Here is a 19558-nt window from a genome sequence, read left to right on the forward strand (position 1 = left end):
CCCTTGAAATTATTGTTGTTGAACCTGCAATGAAACATCCATGAATTCGCCGCCGCTGCCCATCCGAAGGCCGGACACAGGCGCGGCATCCTTGTAATCAAGACCCGTCGCCACGCGAATGTAGCGGTCATCGGGCGAAATCCCGTTGGAGACATCGAAACCGACCCAGCCGATATCGGGAATAAACGCCTCCGCCCAGGCATGGGTCGCTTCCTGATGGACCCGGTCATCCATCATCAGATAGCCGCTGACATAGCGCGCGGGAAAGCCGAGCGCGCGCACGGTGGAGATGAAAATATGCGCATGATCCTGGCAAACACCGCTGGCGGCGACCAGTGCCTCCTCCGCCGTTGTTTCCGAATGGGTCTCCCCGGTCTGGTAGGGCACCACCTCTCCGATCAGGCGGGAGAGCGCATGCATCATCGTCACGTCGGTGTCGTAGTCGCTTCCCAGCTGCTTGATGAGTTTCTGGACCCGGCTGCCGGCGGCGGTGAGCGGCGTCGAGCGCTGGAAAAACCAGAGCGGCGCGAACCCGCTGTTCGGCCCGATAATGCCGTGCAGATCGGTCGTATCAACCTCCCCGTCGCAGCGGATGGAGACTTCGGTCTCGCCGGGGTTCGTGCTGACCAGCACCACGCGGTTGTTGAACTGATCCTCAAACTCGAGCTCCTGCACCCCGCCCTCGACGGTGACATCCCAGTAAACCACATTCTGGCCGACGCCGGATTTCGGCATCAGGCGGAGCTGCTGCAGCGCATAGCGCACAGGCTCCTCATAGTGATACTTGGTCAGATGCGAGATTTTCAAGAGCATGACGTCATCCGATGAACCGGTAATCCTGTTGCACCTGACTGCCGAGCGCCATGTTGTCCCGAATAAAGGCCGTAATGAACTCGTGCAATCCCTCATCGAAGATGGAATTGATCGTGCTTTCCTTGAGCCGGTTCAAAATCGGGATGGCCATGTCATGGCAGTCAAGCCTGAGACCGTAATCTTCCTCGAGATAACCGAGGTTATCAACAATTTTCGCATAGCAGAACACCAGCGAGCGCGGAAGCCGGCGGTCCAGGATCAGGAATTCGGCAATGCCCATCGGGTTGATATCCCCGGGGTTCAGCCAGCGATAGGCGCGCTGCGCGGACACGGAGCGCAGGATCGATTCCCACTGCACGTTATCTAGCGACGACCCGACAAAGGACGCGGAGGGCAACAGCACGTAATATTTCACATCGAGGATACGCGCGGTGTTGTCGGCGCGCTCGAGAAAGGTGCCGAGGCGGGCAAAATCGAAAATATCATTGCGCAGCATCGTCCCGTGCAGCGCCCCGCGCACGAGGGCGCTCTGCTGGCGGATGGTATTCAGCGTCTCCGGAAGGTCCCTCTCCGATATCGGATGGGAAAGCAGATCCTTCAGGGTGATGTAACATTCGTTGGTCGCCTCCCAGACCTCGCGGGTCAGGGCCGTGCGCACCAGGCGGGCATTGTTGCGCGCGCCTTCGATTACCGACATAACGCTCGACGAATTGGATTTGTCGCGCAGCAGGAAATCGATCACGTTGCGGGCGACATACTGGTCATATTTCTCGGTATAGGCCTGCGTGACCCCGGCGGTGGCGACGACGGAAGCCCATTCGTTTTCCGCGGCGGTCGAGCGGGTCAGCGCGATGCGAAAGCCGGCATCGAGCAGGCGGGCGGTATTCTCGCTTCGCTCAAGATAGCGAAACATCCAGAATAGCCCCCCTGCGGTCTTGCCTAGCATTGTCCCGTCACTCCTCCAGCACCCAGGTGTCCTTGGTGCCGCCGCCCTGGCTCGAATTGACGACGAGCGAGCCCGCCTTCAGCGCCACCCGCGTGAGCCCGCCCGGCGTGATCTCGACATTCCTTGGCGAGACCAGCACGAAGGGCCTGAGATCGACATGGCGCGGCGCCAGTCCCTTCTTGGTCAGGATCGGCACGGTCGAGAGCGCCAAAGTCGGCTGCGCGATATAGTTTCCGGGCTTGGCCTTCAGCTTGGTGCGGAAGGCAGAAATCTCCCGCTTGCTCGCGGCGGGCCCGACAAGCATCCCGTAGCCGCCGGAGCCATGCACCTCCTTGACCACCAGTTCGTGAAGATTTTCCAGCACATAGGCAAGGGCGTCCGGCTCCGCGCAGCGCCAGGTCGGCACATTCTGGAGCATCGCCTTCTCGCCGGTATAGAATTCCACGATCTCCGGGATATAGGAATAGATCGCCTTGTCATCGGCAATGCCCGTTCCCGGCGCATTCGCAATCGTGATGCCGCCCGCGCGGTAGACGTCCATAATCCCGGCAACGCCCAGCTGCGACTGCGGATTGAAGGTCAGCGGGTCGAGGAAATCATCGTCGACGCGGCGATACAATACATCGATGGGATCGTAGCCGCGCGTCGTCCGCATGGCGATCCGCCCGTCGACGACCCGCAGGTCATGCCCCTCCACCAGTTCCGCCCCCATCTGGTCGGCAAGGAACGAATGCTCGAAATAGGCGGAATTATGGATGCCCGGCGTCAGCACCGCGATGACCGGCTTGCCGTCGCAGACCGGGGGCGCGCAATCACCGAGCGAGCGGCGGAGATTCTTCGGATAATCGCTGACCCGCCGCACCCGGACCTGCGCGAACAGCTCGGGAAACATATGCAGCATCGTCTCGCGATTCTCCAGCATATAGGAGACGCCCGAGGGCGTGCGCGCGTTATCCTCCAGCACGTAGAACTGATCCTCGCCGGTGCGCACGAGGTCGGTCCCGACGATATGGGTATAGACATTGCCCGGCGGCGACACGCCGATCATCTGCGGCAGGAAGGCGTCGTTGTTGGCGATCAGTTCCTTGGGGATGCGTCCGGCGCGGATGATCTCCTGGCGGTGGTAGATATCATGAAGAAACGCGTTGATTGCCCGCACGCGCTGCTCGATGCCGCGTTCAAGCCGCGACCATTCGCGCGCCGAAATTACCCGCGGAATGATATCGAAGGGAATCAGCCGCTCCGCCGCCTCCTCGCGTCCGTAGACATTAAAGGTGATCCCGGTGCGGCGGAAAAACGCCTCGGACGCGGCGGATTTGCGGCGCAGTCTCGCCGGGTCCTCCGTCTCGAGCCATTTTTGATAATCCTGGTAGGGATACCGGACCGAGCCCGCCTCCCCGTTCATTTCATCAAAAATAGTCTGCGATTTCTGCATGCAACCAGAGTAGATGAATTGTGCTGCGGCGCAACAGGAAAATTCACGCAAAAGCCCTCCGGACACCCGAAACCCGTCACCTGCCCCTTTCCCCGCCCCCGCAACGCGCCTTCCCGGCCACGGCGGGTGCGTGCGATTTCTATGATCGCGGGGAATTCGCCGAAATCGCGGCGCTTTACGGGCCCATGGAGCATTTCCAGTCAGGCGGGAAAGTCGACGCCTGACGCCCCGCCGCCGGGCCGTTTCTCCGCGCCATTGTTGCGCTTGACACTCCCTGCCGAAAGCCTTACAACGCCAAGGCTTTCGGCGTCACACCACGATATCGAGGCCTGGTGGCGGAGTGGTGACGCAGCGGATTGCAAATCCGTGTACACCGGTTCGATTCCGGTCCAGGCCTCCAAATTTCCCCCGAAAAATCATCGATTTTCTCACAGACCCCGGCGCCCGCGCGTCATCGACCCGGCGTCCCGCTGAGGCCGCCGTCCGTCCGCCCTGTGAGTTGAGGAGACATCGATGTATATCGCAATCGGAATTCTACTGCCCTGGCTGCTGTTTTTCATGCTCGGCCGTACGGTCGAGGGGGTCATCTGCCTGATCCTGCAACTGACCGTGCTCGGCTGGCTGCCCGCCGCGATCTGGGCGCTCGTGGCCCTGCACCGCTCCCGCCCCGGCCGCCGCAAGCCAAAGTCCGCCAAGCCCGGCAGGTATCCCCGCCATCGGGCAATTGCCAAGTCCGGCAAGGTTGGGTAAGCTGCCCGCCAGTCGTCAAATTTCGGGAGTTGTGTTACATGAGACTGATTATCGCGCTTATCCTGCCGTTTCTGGTGTTCTTCACCATCGGCAAGCCGTTCCAGGGGATTATCTGCCTGATCCTGCAACTCACGCTGATCGGCTGGATCCCGGCCGCGATCTGGGCCGTCTATGCGCTCAGCCAGTATAACACGGACAAGAAGATCGCCGCGGCCCACGGCGAGGAATAGCGCGCGCGCCGCGCCGCCGCGCCGGATTGACGCGATTTTTTTGCCGAAACCGGAAATCAGGACTTGGCAGGCCAAGGCGCAATTGCTATAAGCCGCCATCCCGGTATAATTCGGGCCCTGATCCCCGATAGCTCAGTTGGTAGAGCAGCTGACTGTTAATCAGCCTGTCACAGGTTCGAGTCCTGTTCGGGGAGCCAATTCAAAAGCCTTCGGAAACCCTTCCGGAGGCTTTTTTTCTTCTGTCCGCGTCCACCACCGGGGGCTGGACAGGGCGGGGTTGGGATATCAGAATGGCGGCATGAAAAACGCTGTCCCCACTGATCCCGTCAAGGTGAGTTTGCTGGCGCTGCCCGAGAGCACGCCGGCGGCGCTCTATGGCCTGTATGAGGTGCTCTCCTCGGTCGGGGTGAGCTGGGCGGAGGTGACGGGCGACGGCGAGCCGGCGCCGCTGATGGAGGTCAAGATCGTCTCGGAAGACGGCCGGGATTTCGCCAGCGCCATCGGCACCCCCATCGCGCCCCATGCCGCCCTGCATGAGGTCAACCGGACCGACATCGTCATCGTTGCCGATCTCGCGCTGGTGCCCGAGCGCGGTGCCGATTATTCCTGGCCGGCGATGACCGACTGGGTGCGGGCGCAGTATGACCAGGGCGCGACGGTCTGTTCGGTCTGTACAGGAACCGCCTTCCTTGCGGGTACCGGCCTTCTCGATCATTGCGAGGCGACGACCCACTGGGCGGCCGCGGAGATGATCCGGGCGATGCGGCCGGAAATCGACCTGAAACCGGAGCGCATCCTGGTTCCGGCCGGACCGGGCCACCGGATCATCACCAGCGGCGGCTCGTCTTCCTGGCAGGACCTGACGCTGTATCTGATCGCCCGCTATTGCGGCCAGGCGGAGGCCGTACGGACCGCCAAGGTCTTCCTGATCGGCGATCATAATGACGGCCAGCTTCCCTTCACCGCCGTGCCGCCGCCACGCCAGCACGAGGACGCAGTCATTGCCGATTGCCAGCGCTGGATCGCCATGAACTATCATGAGGCCAATCCGGTCGCCAGGATGACCGCCCGCTCCGGCCTTGGCGAGCGCACCTTCAAGCGGCGCTTTCAGGCGGCCACCGGCTTCTCGCCCATGGACTATGTGCAGGCGCTCCGTATCGAGGAGGCGAAGCAAACGCTGGAAACGGACGATACCCCGATCGAGGAGATCGCCCGTTCGCTGGGCTACGAGGACCCGGCCTTTTTCCGCCGCCTGTTCAAGAAGCGCACGGGCGTGACGCCGGGCCGCTACCGCCAGCGCTACCAGAGCCACATCCGGTTCTAGGCTTTCGAGACGAACCAGACATTCATCGGATCCTCCTCGAACATATGGCGCTCGACACGGCGATAGCCGGCCTCCTTCAGCATCCTCTCCGCCGTTTCCCAGCCCCACATGGTGCCGAGGCCGTCGCCCCCCTGCCCCAGCGATACCGCCATGCAATGGGCACAAGACGCCGTATAGAGGAAGGCGGCCATGGGAAATTCGAGGTTATTCTCAAGATGTGCCGAACCGCCGATATCCTGCATCAGATGCACGCCGCCCGGCCGCAACGCCCGCCGAAGCCGCTTCAGATAATCCGCCGGATGCTTCTGGTCATGCACCGCATCGAAGGTGGTGATCAGATCAAAGCGGGCGACGTCGTCGAAATCCGTGAGGTCCCGCGCCTCGAACCTGATGTTCTCAACACCCGCATCGGCGGCGTAATCGCAGGCCGCCTCGATCGCATCGACGCAGAGGTCATAGCCGACGAAGCGGTTTTTGGGGAAACGTTCAGCAAGGGCGGTCAGCGCATGCCCGCGCCCGCATCCGGCGTCGAGGACATCGATCCCCGCATCCAGCCGGTCTTTCAGGCCTGGCTCAAGCGGCAGGACAAGATCGAAGATATTGGCGACCACGGTCTGGTCGCTGTCTTCCGACATGACCTGGTGGAAACAGGGATAATCCTCATATTTCATGCCCTGACCGGTTTTGAAACAATCGATCAGCTTATCCTCGATCGCGCCGGTCATCGGAATGAACTGGGCATAGACCGCGAAGTTGCCAAGCGCGCCGCCGCGGGTGAGCGAGGCCGCATGCGCCGCCGGCAGCTTGTAAAGCCGCGCCCCCGGCTCATAGAGCACGATCCCGCCGGTCACCATGACCGCCAGCCATTCGCGGACATAGCGCTCCTTCAGGCCCGCCCGCGCCGCGATCTGCGCCGAGGTGAGCGGCCCGGCATCCGCCATGCTGTCGAAAAGGCCGGTCTTGTGGCCAACCGAAATCATGAAGGCGATGGCGCCCGAATTGATGATGTCGCCCAGTTTTTCGCCAAATTCCTCGGCCTCCTTCCCATCGAAGTCAGGCCATTGCTGTTCTGCTAATGTCATTTCATTCTCCATCCATTGATCGGACGGGTGATCCGTCCTGAGCGGATAGCTAATAAAAGAACGCGCGCGGCGGGAGAGCCATACCGGTCACAAAGGGGTCATTCCGGCCAGGGGTCGCGCTCAGGCCGTGACGGGCGTCACGATTTTGTCCTTCAGGCCGCCCACCACCATTTTCAGCATCACCTCGGCGGCCGGGGTCATCTCGCGGTTGCGCCGGGTGATGATGCCGACGGGGCGCGGGATGCGCGGACGGGTGAGCGGGATCGCGACAAGGCCGTCCATGCGCACCGCCCGGAGGTAGGAGGAGAGAATCACGCCAAGCCCCGCCCCCGCCGCGACCAGCGCCGCCGCCGTCTGGACGAGCGCTGGCTCCATGATCGCCCGGAGCGTGATGCCAGTGCCCGCGAGCGCCGCATCGATGCTCTGGCGGACGCCGGTGTCGGTGGACAGCAGGACGATCTCCTCGCCGTCGATCTCCTTCCAGCCGAGCGTCTTCTTGCCCGCGAGAGGGTGATCCTTCGCCGCGAGCAGCATGATCTCGTCGTTATATATTTTCTGGAAGGCGAGGTTTTCCATCTCCGGCGGCTCGGACCCGACGCCGAAATCGGCGATGCCGGCGCGCACCCGATCGACCACCGTCCCCCAGATGCTGTCAACCACCTGCACCTTCACGTTCGGGTAGCGGCGGTGAAATTCCACCAGGATCGGCGGCAGCTGGTTGGCGGCGACGGAGGGAAAGGCGGCGACCGTCACCTTGCCGGCGCGGAGGTCCGACAGGTCCTTCATATGGCGCACCGCCGCGTCGAGATCGTTCACCGCATTCTCGGCGAGCGGCAGGAACGCCTTGCCCATGTCGGTGAGCGCCACCTGCCGGGTGCTGCGGGTGATCAGCTTGACGCCAAGCTGTTCCTCGAGCTGGCGGATCAAGAGCGACAGCGAGGGCTGGGTTATATGGATTTCCTCCGCCGCGCGGGTGAAGTGTAGATGCCGCGCCACCGCGACGAACGCCCTGAAATGTCGGTCCATGCGCCTGCCCCTATTTATAGATATTTGATATCAATAACGCGTAAAATATTATTTATCATATTAATCAGGGCAGGCTAGTCTAATTTTGCAAGCGACGTGAGGGAACCATGAAAACAATAAGAAAAACAATGCTGCTTGCCGGGGAGGAAATTGAGGGCATGGGAGGTATTCTCTCGGTTGTCAATCCGGCCGATGGTTCCCTCATCACCGAAATGCGCATGGCCTCCGCCGATCAGGTCGATGCCGCCTTTGCCCGCGCGCGCGCGGCGCTTTCCAAGAACGACTGGTTCACCCGTCCGCCGCATGAACGGGCAAGCGTCCTCTTCCGCGCCGCCGAGCTGATGCGGGAACGCAAAGAGACACTCGCCTCCCTGCAGACATCGGAAAATGGCAAGACGCTCAAAGAATCGCTCGGGCAAGTGGACGCCGCCGCCGGGATCGTCCGCTATTTCGCCTCGGTCTCTGAGACCGTGGAGGCCGAGGCCCCGCCCCCGCGCGGGCCCTATCTCTCCGTCACCACCCATGAGCCGGTGGGAATCGTCGCGGCGATCACGCCCTGGAATTCCCCGCTGACCATGGCGGCGCAGAAGCTCGCCCCGGCGCTGGCGGCCGGGAACGCGGTCATCCTGAAACCGTCGGAGTTGACCACCCTCGTCTCGATCGAGCTTGCCCGCGCCTTTATCGATGCGGGCCTGCCCGAAGGGTTGCTCAGCGTTCTTCCCGGCGATCATACGGTCGGCGAGGCGATCATCAACCATCCCGACCTTGCCATGGTCTCCTTCACCGGCGGCACCAATGCGGGCCGGGCCATTGCCGAGGCGGTGGCGGGCCGCTTTATCCCGACCATACTGGAGCTTGGCGGCAAGTCGCCGACCATCGTCTTCGCCGATGCCGATCTTGAGAAGGCGGCGTCGGATGTTTCTTCGGCAATCTTCGGCTCCGGCGGGCAGTCCTGCGTCGCCGGATCACGGCTTTTCGTGGAAAAAAGCATCTATGACGACTTTATGGAGCGCCTTGTCGCGGCGTCAAAAACGCTGAAGGTCGGGCCGCCGCTGGACGAGAGCAGCCATATCGGTCCCATGGCCTCGACCGCGCAGCGGGCCCGGATCGAGGGCTATGTGGAGATTGCCCGCAAAGACGGCGGGCGCATCGTCCTTGGCGGCACGCGGCCCGACGGCGCGGACTATGACGCCGGCGCCTATTACCTACCGACGATCATTGATGGCCTTGATCACGCCTCCCCCGTCTGTCAGGAGGAAATCTTCGGGAGCGTCCTCGTCGTGCTGCCCTTCACCTCGGAAGAAGACCTGATCGCACTGGCCAACGATACGGTCTTCGGCCTCGCCTGCGGGATCTGGAGCCGGGACCTCACCAAGGCCTGGCGCGTCGCCGGGGCGATCAAGGCGGGCACGGTCTGGATCAACACCTACAAGCAGCTCAGCATCGCCGCGCCCTTCGGCGGCTACAAGCAAAGCGGGCTCGGGCGGGAAAAAGGCATTCAGGGCCTCCGCGCCTATCAGCAGACGAAAAGCATCTATCTTGGCGGCCTCGGCGGTTAGCGCCCGCCGCCCATTTTAAGGAAACAGCATGACGGAGAAGACACAACTCGGATTTATCGGCCTCGGGGTCATGGGCGAGCCGATCTGCCGCAACATGACCAACGCCGACCTCGGGTCCATGACGGTATTCGATCTCGCGGACGGGCCGCTCACCCGGCTGGAGGCGGACGGCGCCAGCCGCGCTAAATCCGTGGCCGAGGTCGCAAAATCCGCACGAATCATCTTCCTCTCGCTCCCTGGCGGACCGGAGGTGGAGAGTATCATTCTCGGAAAAGACGGCCTGCTGGAAAACGGCCGCAAGGGCCAGATCATTGTCGATATGAGCACCTGCCCCGTCGCCATCGCCCGCAAGGCCGCCGCCGCGCTTGATGAGAAGGGCATGATTTTCGCCGATGCCCCCGTCGCCCGCACGCGCCAGGCGGCCATTGACGGCACCCTGAGCATCATGGTCGGCAGCGATGAGGAGACGTTCGAGACAATCCGCCCCTATCTTGCCGCCGCCGCGACCGATATCACCCATTGCGGCGGCGTCGGCACGGGCCAGGTGGTGAAGCTCCTGAACAACATGCTGCTGATCCAGTCCGTCGTCGCGCTGGCTGAGGCGCTCACCATCGGGGAGCGCGCAGGCGTCGACCGCGAGTTGCTGGTCGAGACGCTCTCCAAGGGCTCGGCGGACAGCTTCGCGCTCCGCAACCATGTGAAAAAGGCGATGCTGCCGCGCAATTTCCCCGTGGGCGCCTTCGGCACGGACTATGCGACAAAGGATATTGCTTACGCGCTCGAGCTCGCGGCGGACGCGGGCGTTACCTCCCCCGCCGGAGAGCTTGCGAAAAAGATGCTCGAGAAAACCAGCGCGGCGGGATATGGCGCGGAATATTTTCCGGTGCTGCTGAAACTGATCGAAGGGGAAGGATAATGGCGGAAAGCCAGTATGATATTGTGGTGGTGGGCGCGGGAAACGCCGCCCTTTGCGCGGCCCTGAGCGCGGAGGAAAACGGCGCGAAGGTCCTCGTCCTCGAATGCGCGCCGGAGGAAGTGAGCGGCGGCAATTCGCGCTTTACCGCGGGCGCCATCCGCTTCGCCTATAACGGGCTCGACGACCTGCTCGCCGTGATGCCGGACCTCACCGAGAACGAGATCGCCACCACCGATTTCGGCACCTACACCGAAGACCAGTTCTTCGACGATATGTTCCGCGTGACCCAGCACCGGACCGACCCGGACCTCTGCGAAGTGCTTGTCCGGCAAAGCTTTTCCACCATCCGCTGGATGCGCGAAAAGGGCGTGCGCTTCGTGCCCATCTACGGGCGGCAGGCCTTCAAGGTGGACGGAAAATTCAAGTTCTGGGGCGGCCTGACGGTGGAGGCCTGGGGCGGCGGTCCCGGCCTAGTGGATGCCCTCATCGGCTCGGCCACCAAGCGCGGCGTTGAGGTCTGGTATGAGGCCCGGGCGCTGGAGCTGGTCACCGACGGCGTGGCTGTCACCGGCGTGAAAATCCGGCGCAAAGGAAAGATCGAGGAAGTGGCCGCGAAATCCGTCATCCTCGCCGCCGGGGGCTTTCAGGCCAATACCGAAATGCGCACCCGCTATCTCGGGCCCAACTGGGATCTCGCAAAGGTGCGCGGCACCCCCTATAACACCGGCGACGGCATCCGCATGGCGATGGAGATCGGCGCGAGCCCGGCGGGCAACTGGTCGGGCTGCCACGCTGTCGGCTGGGAGCGGAACGCGCCCGAGTTTGGCGACCTCGCCGTCGGCGATGGCTTCCAGAAGCATTCCTACCCCTTCGGCATTATTGTGAACGCAAAGGGGGAGCGTTTCGTTGATGAGGGGGCGGATTTCCGCAACTATACATATGCGAAATACGGCCGCGAGGTGCTGGCGCAGCCCGGCCATTTTGCCTGGCAGATTTTCGATGCGAAAACCCTGCATCTGTTGCGCGATGAATACCGCATCCGGCAGGTCACCAAGGTTACGGCGAACAGCATCGAGGAACTTGCGGAGAAGCTGGAAGGTGTTGATCCGCAAGGCTTTATCGAGACGGTCAAGGCCTATAACGCCGCCGTCGAGACCAACGTCCCCTTCAATCCAAACATCAAGGACGGACGCGCGACGACCGGCCTGCCCGTGCCCAAGAGCAACTGGGCCAACCGCCTCGATGAGGCCCCGTTCGAGGCCTATGCCATCACCTGCGGCATCACCTTCACCTTCGGCGGGCTTAGGATCGACACAAACGCGCAGGTGCAGAGCACGGACTACCGCCCCATCCCCGGCCTTTATGCGGCGGGCGAGATGGTCGGCGGCATTTTCTACAACAATTATCCCGGCGGCACGGGCCTCATGAACGGCGCCGTCTTCGGCAAGATCGCCGGTAGGTCCGCGGCGGAGTTTGTCACCCGGAAAACGTGAATTGACGGCGGCGCGCGCCTGTGCTTCAGTGGCGGGATCACGGGGAGAAAGGGGACGGTTATGAAAGGAATTTTCGCGCTTTCGGGGCTCGCCCTGCTCGCCGCCTGCACGATCACGGAGCCGCCGATCGATTATTCGAACCTCAATCAAAGCGACAAGACGGCAAGCTGTCAGGATCTGGAGATCGAATATACGGCGAATACGGACAAGGCGACCGAGCTTGCGGACCGGAAGGCGACGGCGGGCCAGGCCAACGAGCTGATCGAGCGGAATATGTCGGTCAAGGAACTGGCCGAGCGCAAGGGCTGCAAAACCCTTCTCTGGCCGGACCAGCCGGAAAAGGTATTTTAAGGCGGGAAATTTTGGCGGGATAAAAAGGGAGGCCGGTTAAGCCTCCCTTTTTGCTGGGTCAGGACTGCTTCTCAAGCGCGGCGTCGATGACGCGGCGAAGCTCGCCGGCTTCCTCTCCGACATGGGCGAGGATGGCGGCGGCCTCGGCCTCGGAGATTTCGCCCCGCTGCGCCCGGAGCGCGGTATTCACGAGGAAGGCGCCGCCCTCGATCAGGGCGACGATGGTGGCGGAGGTGATTTCCATGGTCTAGCTCCCTGTTCCGGCGGCGGCCTCGATCCGCGCCTCCAGCAGGAGGACGGACTGCGCGGTAAGCCGCTCGAGCGCCCGCGCGAACTCAACCTTCTCGCCGCAGCTCTCCTCGACAATCACCGAAGCCTCGCGAAGACGCGCAAGCGTTCCCGGGTGATGAATCGTACCGTCGAGGATGAAGTTCCTGACGATCCCCATGGTGGTGGCGAGGCCATCGCAGGTGATCAGCAATTGATCGCGCGGCGAGAGCTGGGCCACCGAAGACGCGCAGGCCGAGAGCAGCAGAGCCGTCGCCGCCACTGCGCTGAAAATAAAGGATTTATTTCTCATTCTGGATCCCCTGCATCGGGTCATCCTCCGGCGCGGATTTGGTGATGGCGGCGCGGATGGTCATGGCGGTGAGCGCGGCGAAGATCGCCTCGATCATGTCCTTGAGCGCGATCTCGTCCAGAACATAGCTGCCCACCGCCGTGATGATCGCAAGAAACGCCGTCACATAGGTTTTCTTGCCTTTCAGATAGTTTTTCATCGGTAATTTCCTTCTGTTAGGGGGCGGGCGCATGATATGTATTTTTCCACCGTGCCGCGCCCGAGCGCGGTGTTGTAATGCGTTTTCCAATAGGCCGCCTGTCCGGCGATGTTGTCCGGGATCGCGCCGGGCTTGCGCCAGTAATGGAGGCGGCAGATCGCCGTCGCGAATTTAAGGTTCCAGACAAGTTGCGAGACATCAGGCATCCCCTCCCCCGCGATCAGGGGCGCGATGCGCGCGGACAGGTCCGGGCGGCGCTCAAGATAGCGGAGAATGTCGCGGTAGGTCGCGGGCTCGCATTGGTAGAATCCGATCGCCGGGCCGCGTATCTGCCGGAGATGCCTGAAACCCGTCTCGACAAGCCCGGTGCCCAGAACAAGATTTTCCGCTGTCACACCGCCCATGCCAAGCGCGTCCAATGTCGGGCGCACGATAAGCTCCCGCAGGTCCTGAATAATCAATTGCCTTGCTCCTTGAGGATCGTAAACTGAAGATCACCTGGGTCATTCCGAAGGGCGCCCGATGAACCGAGCTACATCCCGCAAAAGCGCATTCCGCCGCCTCGTCCATGGCACGACGACGCCCCTCGCCTCCATCTTCGGGAGCGGGTTTCTGGTGATCGTCTCCTTGCTCTCGGATACGGCGGGGCCGTTTTCGCTGTTTGCGATGGCGGCAATCTGCGCGGTCGCCTATGCGGTCGGCGCCGTCATCCGCCACAATATTGCCCATGCGGAACCGGCGCTGGCGCAGCCGCAGGCGCCGCCGCTTTTAAAATTGTTCGAACGGGTATCGGATCTCGCGCTGGTCCCGGCCTACATCATTTCGGTGACGCTCTATTTGCGCATTCTGGCGTCCTACGCCCTCGGCTTCTTCGATGCCGACACGGAATTCAACGAGCGCATGCTGACCACCGCCATCATCGCCTTTATCCTGCTTATCGAACTCGTCCGCGGTCTCAAGACACTGGAGGGGCTGGAGCGCTGGTCGCTGATCACCACCCTCGCCATCATCTTCCTGATGATCGGCAGCTTCGCCTGGTATGACGCAGGCGTGCTATCGGCGGCGGGCGTGATCCTGCCGCCGCTGCCCGATCATTCGGCCTGGGAAATTGTCACGGTGCTGGCCGGCACGCTCATCGTCGTGCAGGGGTTCGAGACGACGCGCTATCTCGGCGATGAGTTCGATGCCGACACCCGCATCCGGGCGAGCCGCAATGCGCAGCTTATCTCGACCGCCGTCTATCTCCTGTTCGTCGCGGTCTCGCTGCCGCTGATGCATTTTTTCAGCGGCGACGTCGCGGGCAACGCCCTGATCGAGCTGGCGAAAGAGGTCGCGGTCTGGCTCGCCGCGCCGCTGGTGCTCGCTGCCCTGTTCAGCCAGTTCAGTGCGGCGACGGCGGATGCGATCAGCGCGTCGGGCAATATCCTCGAGATCACCCGGCACCGGCTGCCGGTCAAGATCACCTATGTGCTGATCTGCGGCCTTGCGATCCTGCTCACCTGGACGGCCGATACCTTCGAGATTCTGGCCCTCGCCTCGCGCGCCTTCGCTTTTTATTATTTCCTGCAATGCCTCGTCGCGCTGGAGGTCACAAAGACGGCCAGGGGAAAGGCGGCGCTGGTCTCGCTCGCCGCGCTTCTTCTCTTTATCACGATTTTCGCGGTGCCCGTGGGCTAGGCGGCGGGGCGCCCGTCCCGATGCGCGAGCAGCAGCGCATAGGCGATGTCATGGATCGGGCTTTCAAGACCGTGTTTTTTACTCTCCCGACAGATCCAACCGACAATGCCTTCCAGCTCCAGCGGCTTGCCCCGCTCCAGATCCTCCAGCATCGACGCCTTGGTCGCCGGGTTGGCGGTGGTCTTGACGAAATGCACCTGCTTCTCGGCGATGGTATCGGGCACATCGGCGCCCTTCGCCCGGCCAAGGGCGCAGACTTCCTTCATCGCCCGGAAGAACAGGTCCTGCATTTCCGCCGTGCCGATCCAGCCGCCAACGGGCAGCCGGGTCAGGCAGCCGATCAGGTGAAAGGGCGCAAGAACCACATATTTCGACCAGATTTCCTTCATCGGCTCCCGTCGCGCGAAGGCATCGGTGCCCTGTTTTTGCAGCGCCGCGGCCAGTTCATCATGAAGCGCCGTATCGCGCGGATGGAGGGGGCCGAAAACCGTCCGCGTCAGGCTGCCTGTCCGCAGGACCTGCCCCGGCGCGTCCACCACCGCCGGGATATAGGTGATGCCGGGAGAGAGCTGCCCTTCCTCATATTTTCCGGCGAGCGTCTCGATCCCGTAAAGGCCGTTCTGCAGGCTGATAATCTCCGTCTTCGGGCCGACCATGGGGCGCATATCCTCCGACGCCTGCTCCGTGGACTGGCTCTTGACGGTGAACAGCACCACGTCGCAGACCCCGAGTTCCGCCGCGCTGTCGGAGACGGCGGCGAATTTGACGGTTTCAACGCCCTTTTCCGAAGTCAGGGTCAGCCCCTTCTTGGACAGCACCTCGCGGTTTTTCCCCCGCGCCAGAACGACAACCTCATAGCCCGCCTCGACCAGCTGGACCGCGAAATAACCGCCAATGGCGCCGGCGCCGACAATTCCGATTTTCACTGTTATTTTTCCTATTTTGTTGCGGTGACAAGCCGGGAGAACCGCTCCGCCGGCCAGACGTCCTTCATATCATAATAGACGCGGAAGGCCGGAACATCCTCGGGCAAGGTCACCCAGGGCAGCTTGGAGCGGGTGAAGATATGCACATCCGGCGGCAGCTTCATGGGATCATCCAGCGTGCCGACGCGCAGGAAGCGCAAGCCCGGACGGCGGCCGTAATCACTCCAGAGCGCGGTCTGGCATTTGCCGCAATGATAGATATCATGCGGCCCGCCGCTTCTGGTGGGCACCGAAATGGCGACAAGCTCGCCGCCGGACTGTTCGATCCGGTCCGTCTCGATCAGCGCATTGATGACGAAACCGCTGCCCGAATGGGTCTGGCATTCGCGGCAATGGCAGCAATGCACGAATAATGGCGGGATTTGCAGCTTGTAGCGTATCTCGCCACAGGCGCAGCCCCCCTCGATCGTCTCGCTCATGGTCATTTTCCTCTGCGTCGCGAACAGGTTAGGGAAATTAGCCGGTCCGGGCAAGCCGCAAAGTCAGGAACCGGCCTTTACCGGCGCGATGCCGATACTCTCGCGGTAGAGAATGGAGAGGAACGAGATAAACACCGCCATGATGAACGGCATGATCAGGAAACTCGACAGCGCATAGAAGACGATCCCCGCCATGTCCGGCCGGTTCATCAGGATCAGCAGCAGCATCGGCATATAGATCAGGATATAGAGCCCGATCACCGCAATCAGGGACAGCATCAAGGTCCCGATGAGCGGCAGGAACATATCGATGATCGAGCGCGCGAAATGCCCGATCCGCATCGGCTGATCCAGCGCGATGGCGGGAAAGATGAACATCAGCGGCATGAAGCAGAGCAACAACAGGCCCATGAACAGGACGATCGAGGCGCTCGACGCATCGCCGCCGCTCGCCACATAAACCCGGGCCAGCAGATAGGTGATGATGACATAGCCGATCATGGCGCCGGCGAACTTGATCTCGCGCAGGCCGAACTGCAGGCCGAAGTCGGAATTCTCCCGCTCGAAACCCAGCAATGTATAGCGGTGCCAGTAGACGGCGAATATCGCATAGAGCAGTTCATTGACGACCAGGCGGAAATAGTCCGCCGCCGCCAGGATGTTCGTCTCCAGCCAGGCGATCAGCGCCGTCATCGCCACGACCGGGACCGCCCGGATCAGGCAGGGCCAGCGGTGCCGGATGACGAAGCGGAAGGCCTCCAGAAGGCAGGCCGTCGGCTTTACTGTTTGCGATATCTCCATGACCATCACAATAGCCCCGGGATGCTAACCAAAAGGTAAACGCGGGCGGCCCAAATGAAAGAGCGGCCGCCAATAACCGGCGCGCCGCCCTTGCTCCCTGGCTGGGGGATGATTATTTCCGGTCGATCCGTATTTTCCGCCGCCGCCGCCCGAGATAGATAATCCCAAGAAGAGCCACACCGAACAACAACAGCGCATCGCGCGGCAGAATGCCGGATGACTCCTGTTCCGCCGATCCGGCGCCATTCTCCGTGTTCTTTGCAAGAATCGCCTCGGATTTGAGGAGGTGATTCTCGGTTGCCGGGAAGAACCAGGCGACCATCGTTCCGAAACCGGATCCCGTGGCCTGCGCCGCCTCTTCGCAGCTGGCCTTTTCCTGTTTCGACAAGGGGCCAACGCAATCCGCCGTCGGGGTTGCCGCCCGCGCCTGTTCCCCGGCGCCGAAAACTGCGGCTAAGGCAATAAGCACGACAAGACCCAACGCGAAAATACCCAGTTTGACATTGAGATATTTTAAAGACATGGGCCGTCTCCGTCCGAAATAATTTGGCTCGAAATTGATACGCTGGAAAGACAACTGTTGGATATACAACAAATTTTGAATTTTTTGGCGATTATGGGAAAATTTTACCATTTATTTGTCGTAAATCCAGAATTTTCTCCATTATGGTTAACAAATTCCAACAAAAATCCAAAAAACTCCCGCATTGTTGCGGCCACCTTCCAAACCGGTCCCGGCGTGGGTCGGCAGCGCGGGAACGGATACCCTATCCGCATCCTGTGACAGGCGGATGAAAAGCGGTTGAGCACGGCGGCGGATGTGATAATTTGATCCCATGGAACCGCTTGTCGCCCTCAGCATCGTCACCCTTGGCCTTGTCGCCATTCCGGGGCCGAATGTTGCCCTCACCCTCGCCAATTCGCTGCGCTACGGCACGCGCTACGGCCTGTGCACGGTGGCCGGCACGACGGTCGGTGTCGGGCTGCAGCTGATCCTCGTCGTCCTCGGCATCGGCACCCTGCTGGAGATTGCCGCCGATATCCTCACCTGGCTGAAATGGGCGGGCGTTGCCTATCTCCTCTGGCTCGGCTATCGCAGCTGGATTTCGCCGCCCGACGACCTGTCGGCGATCGGGGCGGTCCGCGCGCCCGTTCTCAGGCTGTTCACGCGCGGCCTGGTGGTCGCGGTGCTGAACCCGAAGACGCTGATTTTCAACGCCGCGCTGCTGCCGCAGTTCGTCGCGCCGGACGGCAGCTATCTGGCGCAGCTCGCCCTCGTCGCCCTTGTCTTCCTCACGGTCCTGACGCTGGGCGATGCGCTCTGGGCGGTGTTCGCCGGGGCGCTCCGCCCGCTGATGCTGCGCTATCAGAGGATCCGCAACCGGATCACCGGCGGCTTCCTGATCGCCGCCGGGATCGGCCTCGCCCTCACGGGCCGGAAATAGCCGCTAGGCGAGATCCGGATAGTCCGGCAGGAAGCCGCTTGTCTCCTCATCGAGGAACCCGCGGGCGCCGCGCCGGTCTTCCGCGAAATTGAGCTCCCCCCGGCGATCGAGATCGGCGCTCCGCTCACCGAAGGTCTCCTCCTCGAAGATGCCGACCTTCTGCTGGGAAGATTCGACATCGCGCCAGATACATCCCTGCAGGATTTCATGGGCGGGGAAATTGTCATTCGCCTCCTCCTCCTCGCCGGGATAGGCCAGATAGGCCGCCTCGGCGCTTTCCTCGATGAAGCTCTCCGCATCGAAATCCGCCGGACCGGCGATGTCTTTCCTGTTGCTTGCGTTCATTTCCTTCTGCTCCCTTGGTTAGACTGGTTGAAACTGATACTCGCCGCGCCGCCGCATCTGGATGCCCTCGATATAGGCGCTGATCGAATGGCCGATGGCCGGCAGGCGGACCGTCCGGCCGATATGGCAATAGCGCTCGCGTCGCGGCGGTTCGCTCCCCTGCACGTCTCCGGAAATCGGCAACCGCGCGAGCACGTCGCAGCGATTGACATAGCGGGTGACGCGGATGTCGCGCGAATAGCCTTCCGCGAACTCCCGGTTGCCGCGGCGCGGCGAGGCAAAGGCATGAACCCGCTCCGCCTCCAGCAGCACCGCCGCCAGCGTCGCCAGCGCCGCGCCCATGGAATGGCCGGTAAAGACGATCTCGCCGCCCGCCGTACGAAGTTCCCGCCGGACGCCCGCTAGAACCTGCCACAGCCCCTGGTAATAGCCTTCATGCACCAGCCCTGCGCCGGTCCAGGGGATGAGGTCGGTGGACAGGTTGCTGCGATAGCTGCGCAGCTCCCGTCCGAACAGGGCCGTGCCGCGAAAGGCGACGACGGTGATCCCCTCCTTGCGTCCGATCCAGGCGAAATGGTCGCGCCCGCGCACGGCCCTGTAGCTGTAGCCGAACCGGGCCGCCCTCGCCGCGCCGTAGGGCTCATAGGCGATTTTCGCGCATATGGCGGCCTCCAGTGCATTCATCTGCCGCCCGCAGTCCGGTTATGACCGGCATATCCGGCAATGAGGTCCGGCCGCCGGAACCGGCCGTCGGGACTGACAAACTCGCCCAAATTCATGCTCCTTTATGCTCTACAGATTGAAGGGCCGGAAATTCTGTACGATCCAGGCGGCAAAGGTGGTTAACGCCGCAATGACGGTCCCTGTGATGCCGATGACCTTGAGCGCGCCGCGCCCCATGCTGACCTGCAGGGTCAGGCTCTTGACGTCATCGCGCAGCTCCACCATGTCGAGATGCAGGTTTTCGATCCTGACCCGCATCGCGCCGATTTCCTGTTCCAGATTATTCATGCTCGCCTCCTTGTTCATCGGACTGCAGAACGGCGGCCGGCTGGCGCGCCGCGCGGGGTTCGCGGACCGTCAGCGCGTTCCAGTATTCCCCCGCCGCCCGCAGGCAGCTGCGACCGGTCGCATCGGTTTCGGCAAGCGTCCAGCGGTCGCGATCCCGGGTTGCATATATC

The 19558-nt window shown here is 62.3% G+C and carries 27 protein-coding genes and 2 tRNA genes; 13 read left to right on the top strand and 16 right to left on the bottom strand.

Going from position 1 to position 19558, the window contains the following annotated elements; translation table 11 throughout:
- Positions 1-9: 9 nt before the first annotated feature.
- Genes GQF03_RS03135 through GQF03_RS03145 form a run of 3 tightly spaced genes read right to left on the bottom strand, consistent with a single transcriptional unit; the run spans position 10 to position 3194 of the window.
- Positions 10-813 (bottom strand): transglutaminase family protein, encoded by an 804-nt coding sequence (locus tag GQF03_RS03135; RefSeq protein WP_161337717.1) that lies wholly within the window; start codon positions 811-813, stop codon positions 10-12.
- A gap of 4 nt (positions 814-817) precedes the next feature.
- Entirely contained in the window at positions 818-1759 is a 942-nt protein-coding gene (locus GQF03_RS03140) for an alpha-E domain-containing protein (RefSeq protein ID WP_161337718.1), read from the bottom strand.
- Between the two features lie 7 nt (positions 1760-1766).
- Positions 1767-3194, bottom strand: a complete 1428-nt coding sequence (locus tag GQF03_RS03145; RefSeq protein ID WP_161337719.1) for a circularly permuted type 2 ATP-grasp protein — start codon at positions 3192-3194, stop codon at positions 1767-1769.
- Between the two features lie 20 nt (positions 3195-3214).
- On the opposite strand from GQF03_RS03145, the gene GQF03_RS03150 reads away from it, so the two are divergent.
- The 6 genes from GQF03_RS03150 to GQF03_RS03175 all read left to right on the top strand — a co-directional run bounded on the left by GQF03_RS03150 (position 3215) and on the right by GQF03_RS03175 (position 5498).
- Entirely contained in the window at positions 3215-3418 is a 204-nt protein-coding gene (locus GQF03_RS03150; protein ID WP_161337720.1) for a DUF1177 domain-containing protein, read from the top strand.
- A 102-nt stretch (positions 3419-3520) separates the two neighbouring features.
- Positions 3521-3594: transfer RNA gene (locus tag GQF03_RS03155), tRNA-Cys, on the top strand.
- Positions 3595-3707: 113 nt separating this feature from the next.
- The gene (locus GQF03_RS03160; RefSeq protein ID WP_161337721.1) at positions 3708-3944 is read left to right on the top strand and encodes a YqaE/Pmp3 family membrane protein; all 237 of its coding nucleotides are present in this window, start codon (positions 3708-3710) and stop codon (positions 3942-3944) included.
- Between the two features lie 38 nt (positions 3945-3982).
- The gene (locus tag GQF03_RS03165; RefSeq protein WP_161337722.1) at positions 3983-4174 is read left to right on the top strand and encodes a YqaE/Pmp3 family membrane protein; all 192 of its coding nucleotides are present in this window, start codon (positions 3983-3985) and stop codon (positions 4172-4174) included.
- Positions 4175-4295: 121 nt separating this feature from the next.
- A tRNA-Asn gene (locus GQF03_RS03170) sits at positions 4296-4371 on the top strand.
- Between the two features lie 101 nt (positions 4372-4472).
- Positions 4473-5498, top strand: a complete 1026-nt coding sequence (locus GQF03_RS03175) for a GlxA family transcriptional regulator (protein WP_161337723.1) — start codon at positions 4473-4475, stop codon at positions 5496-5498.
- Here the strand turns inward: GQF03_RS03175 and GQF03_RS03180 are convergent.
- Together GQF03_RS03180 and GQF03_RS03185 are read right to left on the bottom strand one after the other, a co-directional pair.
- The gene (locus tag GQF03_RS03180; RefSeq protein ID WP_161337724.1) at positions 5495-6580 is read right to left on the bottom strand and encodes a class I SAM-dependent methyltransferase; all 1086 of its coding nucleotides are present in this window, start codon (positions 6578-6580) and stop codon (positions 5495-5497) included. The two genes, GQF03_RS03175 and GQF03_RS03180, sit on opposite strands and share 4 nt — an antisense overlap.
- Positions 6581-6700: 120 nt before the next feature.
- Positions 6701-7606 (bottom strand): LysR family transcriptional regulator, encoded by a 906-nt coding sequence (locus GQF03_RS03185; RefSeq protein WP_170078514.1) that lies wholly within the window; start codon positions 7604-7606, stop codon positions 6701-6703.
- Between the two features lie 107 nt (positions 7607-7713).
- On the opposite strand from GQF03_RS03185, the gene GQF03_RS03190 reads away from it, so the two are divergent.
- From GQF03_RS03190 to GQF03_RS03205, 4 genes are read left to right on the top strand one after another with little or no spacing between them, the layout of a single operon-like run.
- Positions 7714-9165, top strand: a complete 1452-nt coding sequence (locus tag GQF03_RS03190; protein WP_161337726.1) for an aldehyde dehydrogenase — start codon at positions 7714-7716, stop codon at positions 9163-9165.
- Positions 9166-9193: 28 nt separating this feature from the next.
- Positions 9194-10081, top strand: a complete 888-nt coding sequence (locus tag GQF03_RS03195) for an NAD(P)-dependent oxidoreductase (RefSeq protein WP_161337727.1) — start codon at positions 9194-9196, stop codon at positions 10079-10081.
- Complete coding sequence (gene tcuA, locus GQF03_RS03200; RefSeq protein ID WP_161337728.1) at positions 10081-11574, top strand: FAD-dependent tricarballylate dehydrogenase TcuA; 1494 nt, start codon at positions 10081-10083, stop codon at positions 11572-11574. Before GQF03_RS03195 ends, tcuA begins: the two co-directional genes overlap by 1 nt.
- Before the next feature lie 60 nt (positions 11575-11634).
- A complete protein-coding gene (locus GQF03_RS03205; RefSeq protein ID WP_161337729.1) occupies positions 11635-11925 on the top strand; it encodes a hypothetical protein in 291 nt (96 codons plus the stop codon).
- 58 nt (positions 11926-11983) lie between these two features.
- On the opposite strand, the gene GQF03_RS03210 is transcribed toward GQF03_RS03205, so the two are convergent.
- The 4 genes from GQF03_RS03210 to GQF03_RS03225 are packed head-to-tail and all read right to left on the bottom strand — an operon-like array spanning position 11984 to position 13165.
- Positions 11984-12169 carry a hypothetical protein gene (locus GQF03_RS03210; RefSeq protein ID WP_161337730.1) on the bottom strand — a complete coding sequence of 62 codons (186 nt, stop codon included), beginning with the start codon at positions 12167-12169 and terminating at the stop codon, positions 11984-11986.
- Between the two features lie 3 nt (positions 12170-12172).
- Positions 12173-12505 (bottom strand): hypothetical protein, encoded by a 333-nt coding sequence (locus tag GQF03_RS03215; RefSeq protein ID WP_161337731.1) that lies wholly within the window; start codon positions 12503-12505, stop codon positions 12173-12175.
- Positions 12495-12704, bottom strand: a complete 210-nt coding sequence (locus GQF03_RS03220) for a hypothetical protein (protein ID WP_161337732.1) — start codon at positions 12702-12704, stop codon at positions 12495-12497. The genes GQF03_RS03215 and GQF03_RS03220 overlap by 11 nt, the downstream gene beginning before the upstream one ends.
- The gene (locus GQF03_RS03225; RefSeq protein ID WP_161337733.1) at positions 12701-13165 is read right to left on the bottom strand and encodes a hypothetical protein; all 465 of its coding nucleotides are present in this window, start codon (positions 13163-13165) and stop codon (positions 12701-12703) included. The genes GQF03_RS03220 and GQF03_RS03225 overlap by 4 nt, the downstream gene beginning before the upstream one ends.
- 61 nt (positions 13166-13226) lie before the next feature.
- Between GQF03_RS03225 and GQF03_RS03230 the strand changes: the two genes are divergently transcribed.
- Positions 13227-14381: a hypothetical protein gene (locus GQF03_RS03230; protein ID WP_161337734.1), complete on the top strand. Its 1155-nt coding sequence runs from the start codon at positions 13227-13229 to the stop codon at positions 14379-14381.
- On the opposite strand, the gene GQF03_RS03235 is transcribed toward GQF03_RS03230, so the two are convergent.
- The 4 genes from GQF03_RS03235 to GQF03_RS03250 all read right to left on the bottom strand — a co-directional run bounded on the left by GQF03_RS03235 (position 14378) and on the right by GQF03_RS03250 (position 17110).
- Positions 14378-15307: a 2-dehydropantoate 2-reductase gene (locus GQF03_RS03235; protein ID WP_161337735.1), complete on the bottom strand. Its 930-nt coding sequence runs from the start codon at positions 15305-15307 to the stop codon at positions 14378-14380. The genes GQF03_RS03230 and GQF03_RS03235 overlap by 4 nt on opposite strands.
- 11 nt (positions 15308-15318) lie before the next feature.
- On the bottom strand, positions 15319-15786 hold the full coding sequence (locus GQF03_RS03240; RefSeq protein ID WP_161337736.1) for a GFA family protein: 468 nt from the start codon (positions 15784-15786) through the stop codon (positions 15319-15321).
- 63 nt (positions 15787-15849) lie between these two features.
- Positions 15850-16593: a hypothetical protein gene (locus GQF03_RS03245; protein ID WP_161337737.1), complete on the bottom strand. Its 744-nt coding sequence runs from the start codon at positions 16591-16593 to the stop codon at positions 15850-15852.
- 106 nt (positions 16594-16699) lie between these two features.
- Positions 16700-17110: a hypothetical protein gene (locus GQF03_RS03250; RefSeq protein WP_161337738.1), complete on the bottom strand. Its 411-nt coding sequence runs from the start codon at positions 17108-17110 to the stop codon at positions 16700-16702.
- Positions 17111-17167: 57 nt separating this feature from the next.
- Here GQF03_RS03250 and GQF03_RS03255 point away from each other — a divergent pair, with 57 nt between their 5' ends.
- Both GQF03_RS03255 and GQF03_RS03260 read left to right on the top strand, forming a co-directional pair.
- Positions 17168-17371 (top strand): hypothetical protein, encoded by a 204-nt coding sequence (locus GQF03_RS03255; RefSeq protein WP_161337739.1) that lies wholly within the window; start codon positions 17168-17170, stop codon positions 17369-17371.
- A 52-nt stretch (positions 17372-17423) separates the two neighbouring features.
- The gene (locus GQF03_RS03260; protein ID WP_161337740.1) at positions 17424-18032 is read left to right on the top strand and encodes a LysE family translocator; all 609 of its coding nucleotides are present in this window, start codon (positions 17424-17426) and stop codon (positions 18030-18032) included.
- Between the two features lie 3 nt (positions 18033-18035).
- Here the strand turns inward: GQF03_RS03260 and GQF03_RS03265 are convergent, their stop codons facing one another.
- The 3 genes from GQF03_RS03265 to GQF03_RS03275 form a co-directional block, all read right to left on the bottom strand.
- Positions 18036-18377, bottom strand: coding sequence for a hypothetical protein (locus GQF03_RS03265; protein ID WP_161337741.1), 342 nt, complete (start codon positions 18375-18377; stop codon positions 18036-18038).
- Between the two features lie 18 nt (positions 18378-18395).
- Complete coding sequence (locus GQF03_RS03270) at positions 18396-19061, bottom strand: lipase family protein (protein WP_161337742.1); 666 nt, start codon at positions 19059-19061, stop codon at positions 18396-18398.
- A 108-nt stretch (positions 19062-19169) separates the two neighbouring features.
- Positions 19170-19388, bottom strand: coding sequence for a hypothetical protein (locus tag GQF03_RS03275; protein ID WP_161337743.1), 219 nt, complete (start codon positions 19386-19388; stop codon positions 19170-19172).
- Positions 19389-19558: the final 170 nt, after the last annotated feature.

This window comes from Sneathiella chungangensis (genome assembly GCF_009882935.1).
Classification (GTDB): Bacteria; Pseudomonadota; Alphaproteobacteria; order Sneathiellales; family Sneathiellaceae; genus Sneathiella; species Sneathiella chungangensis.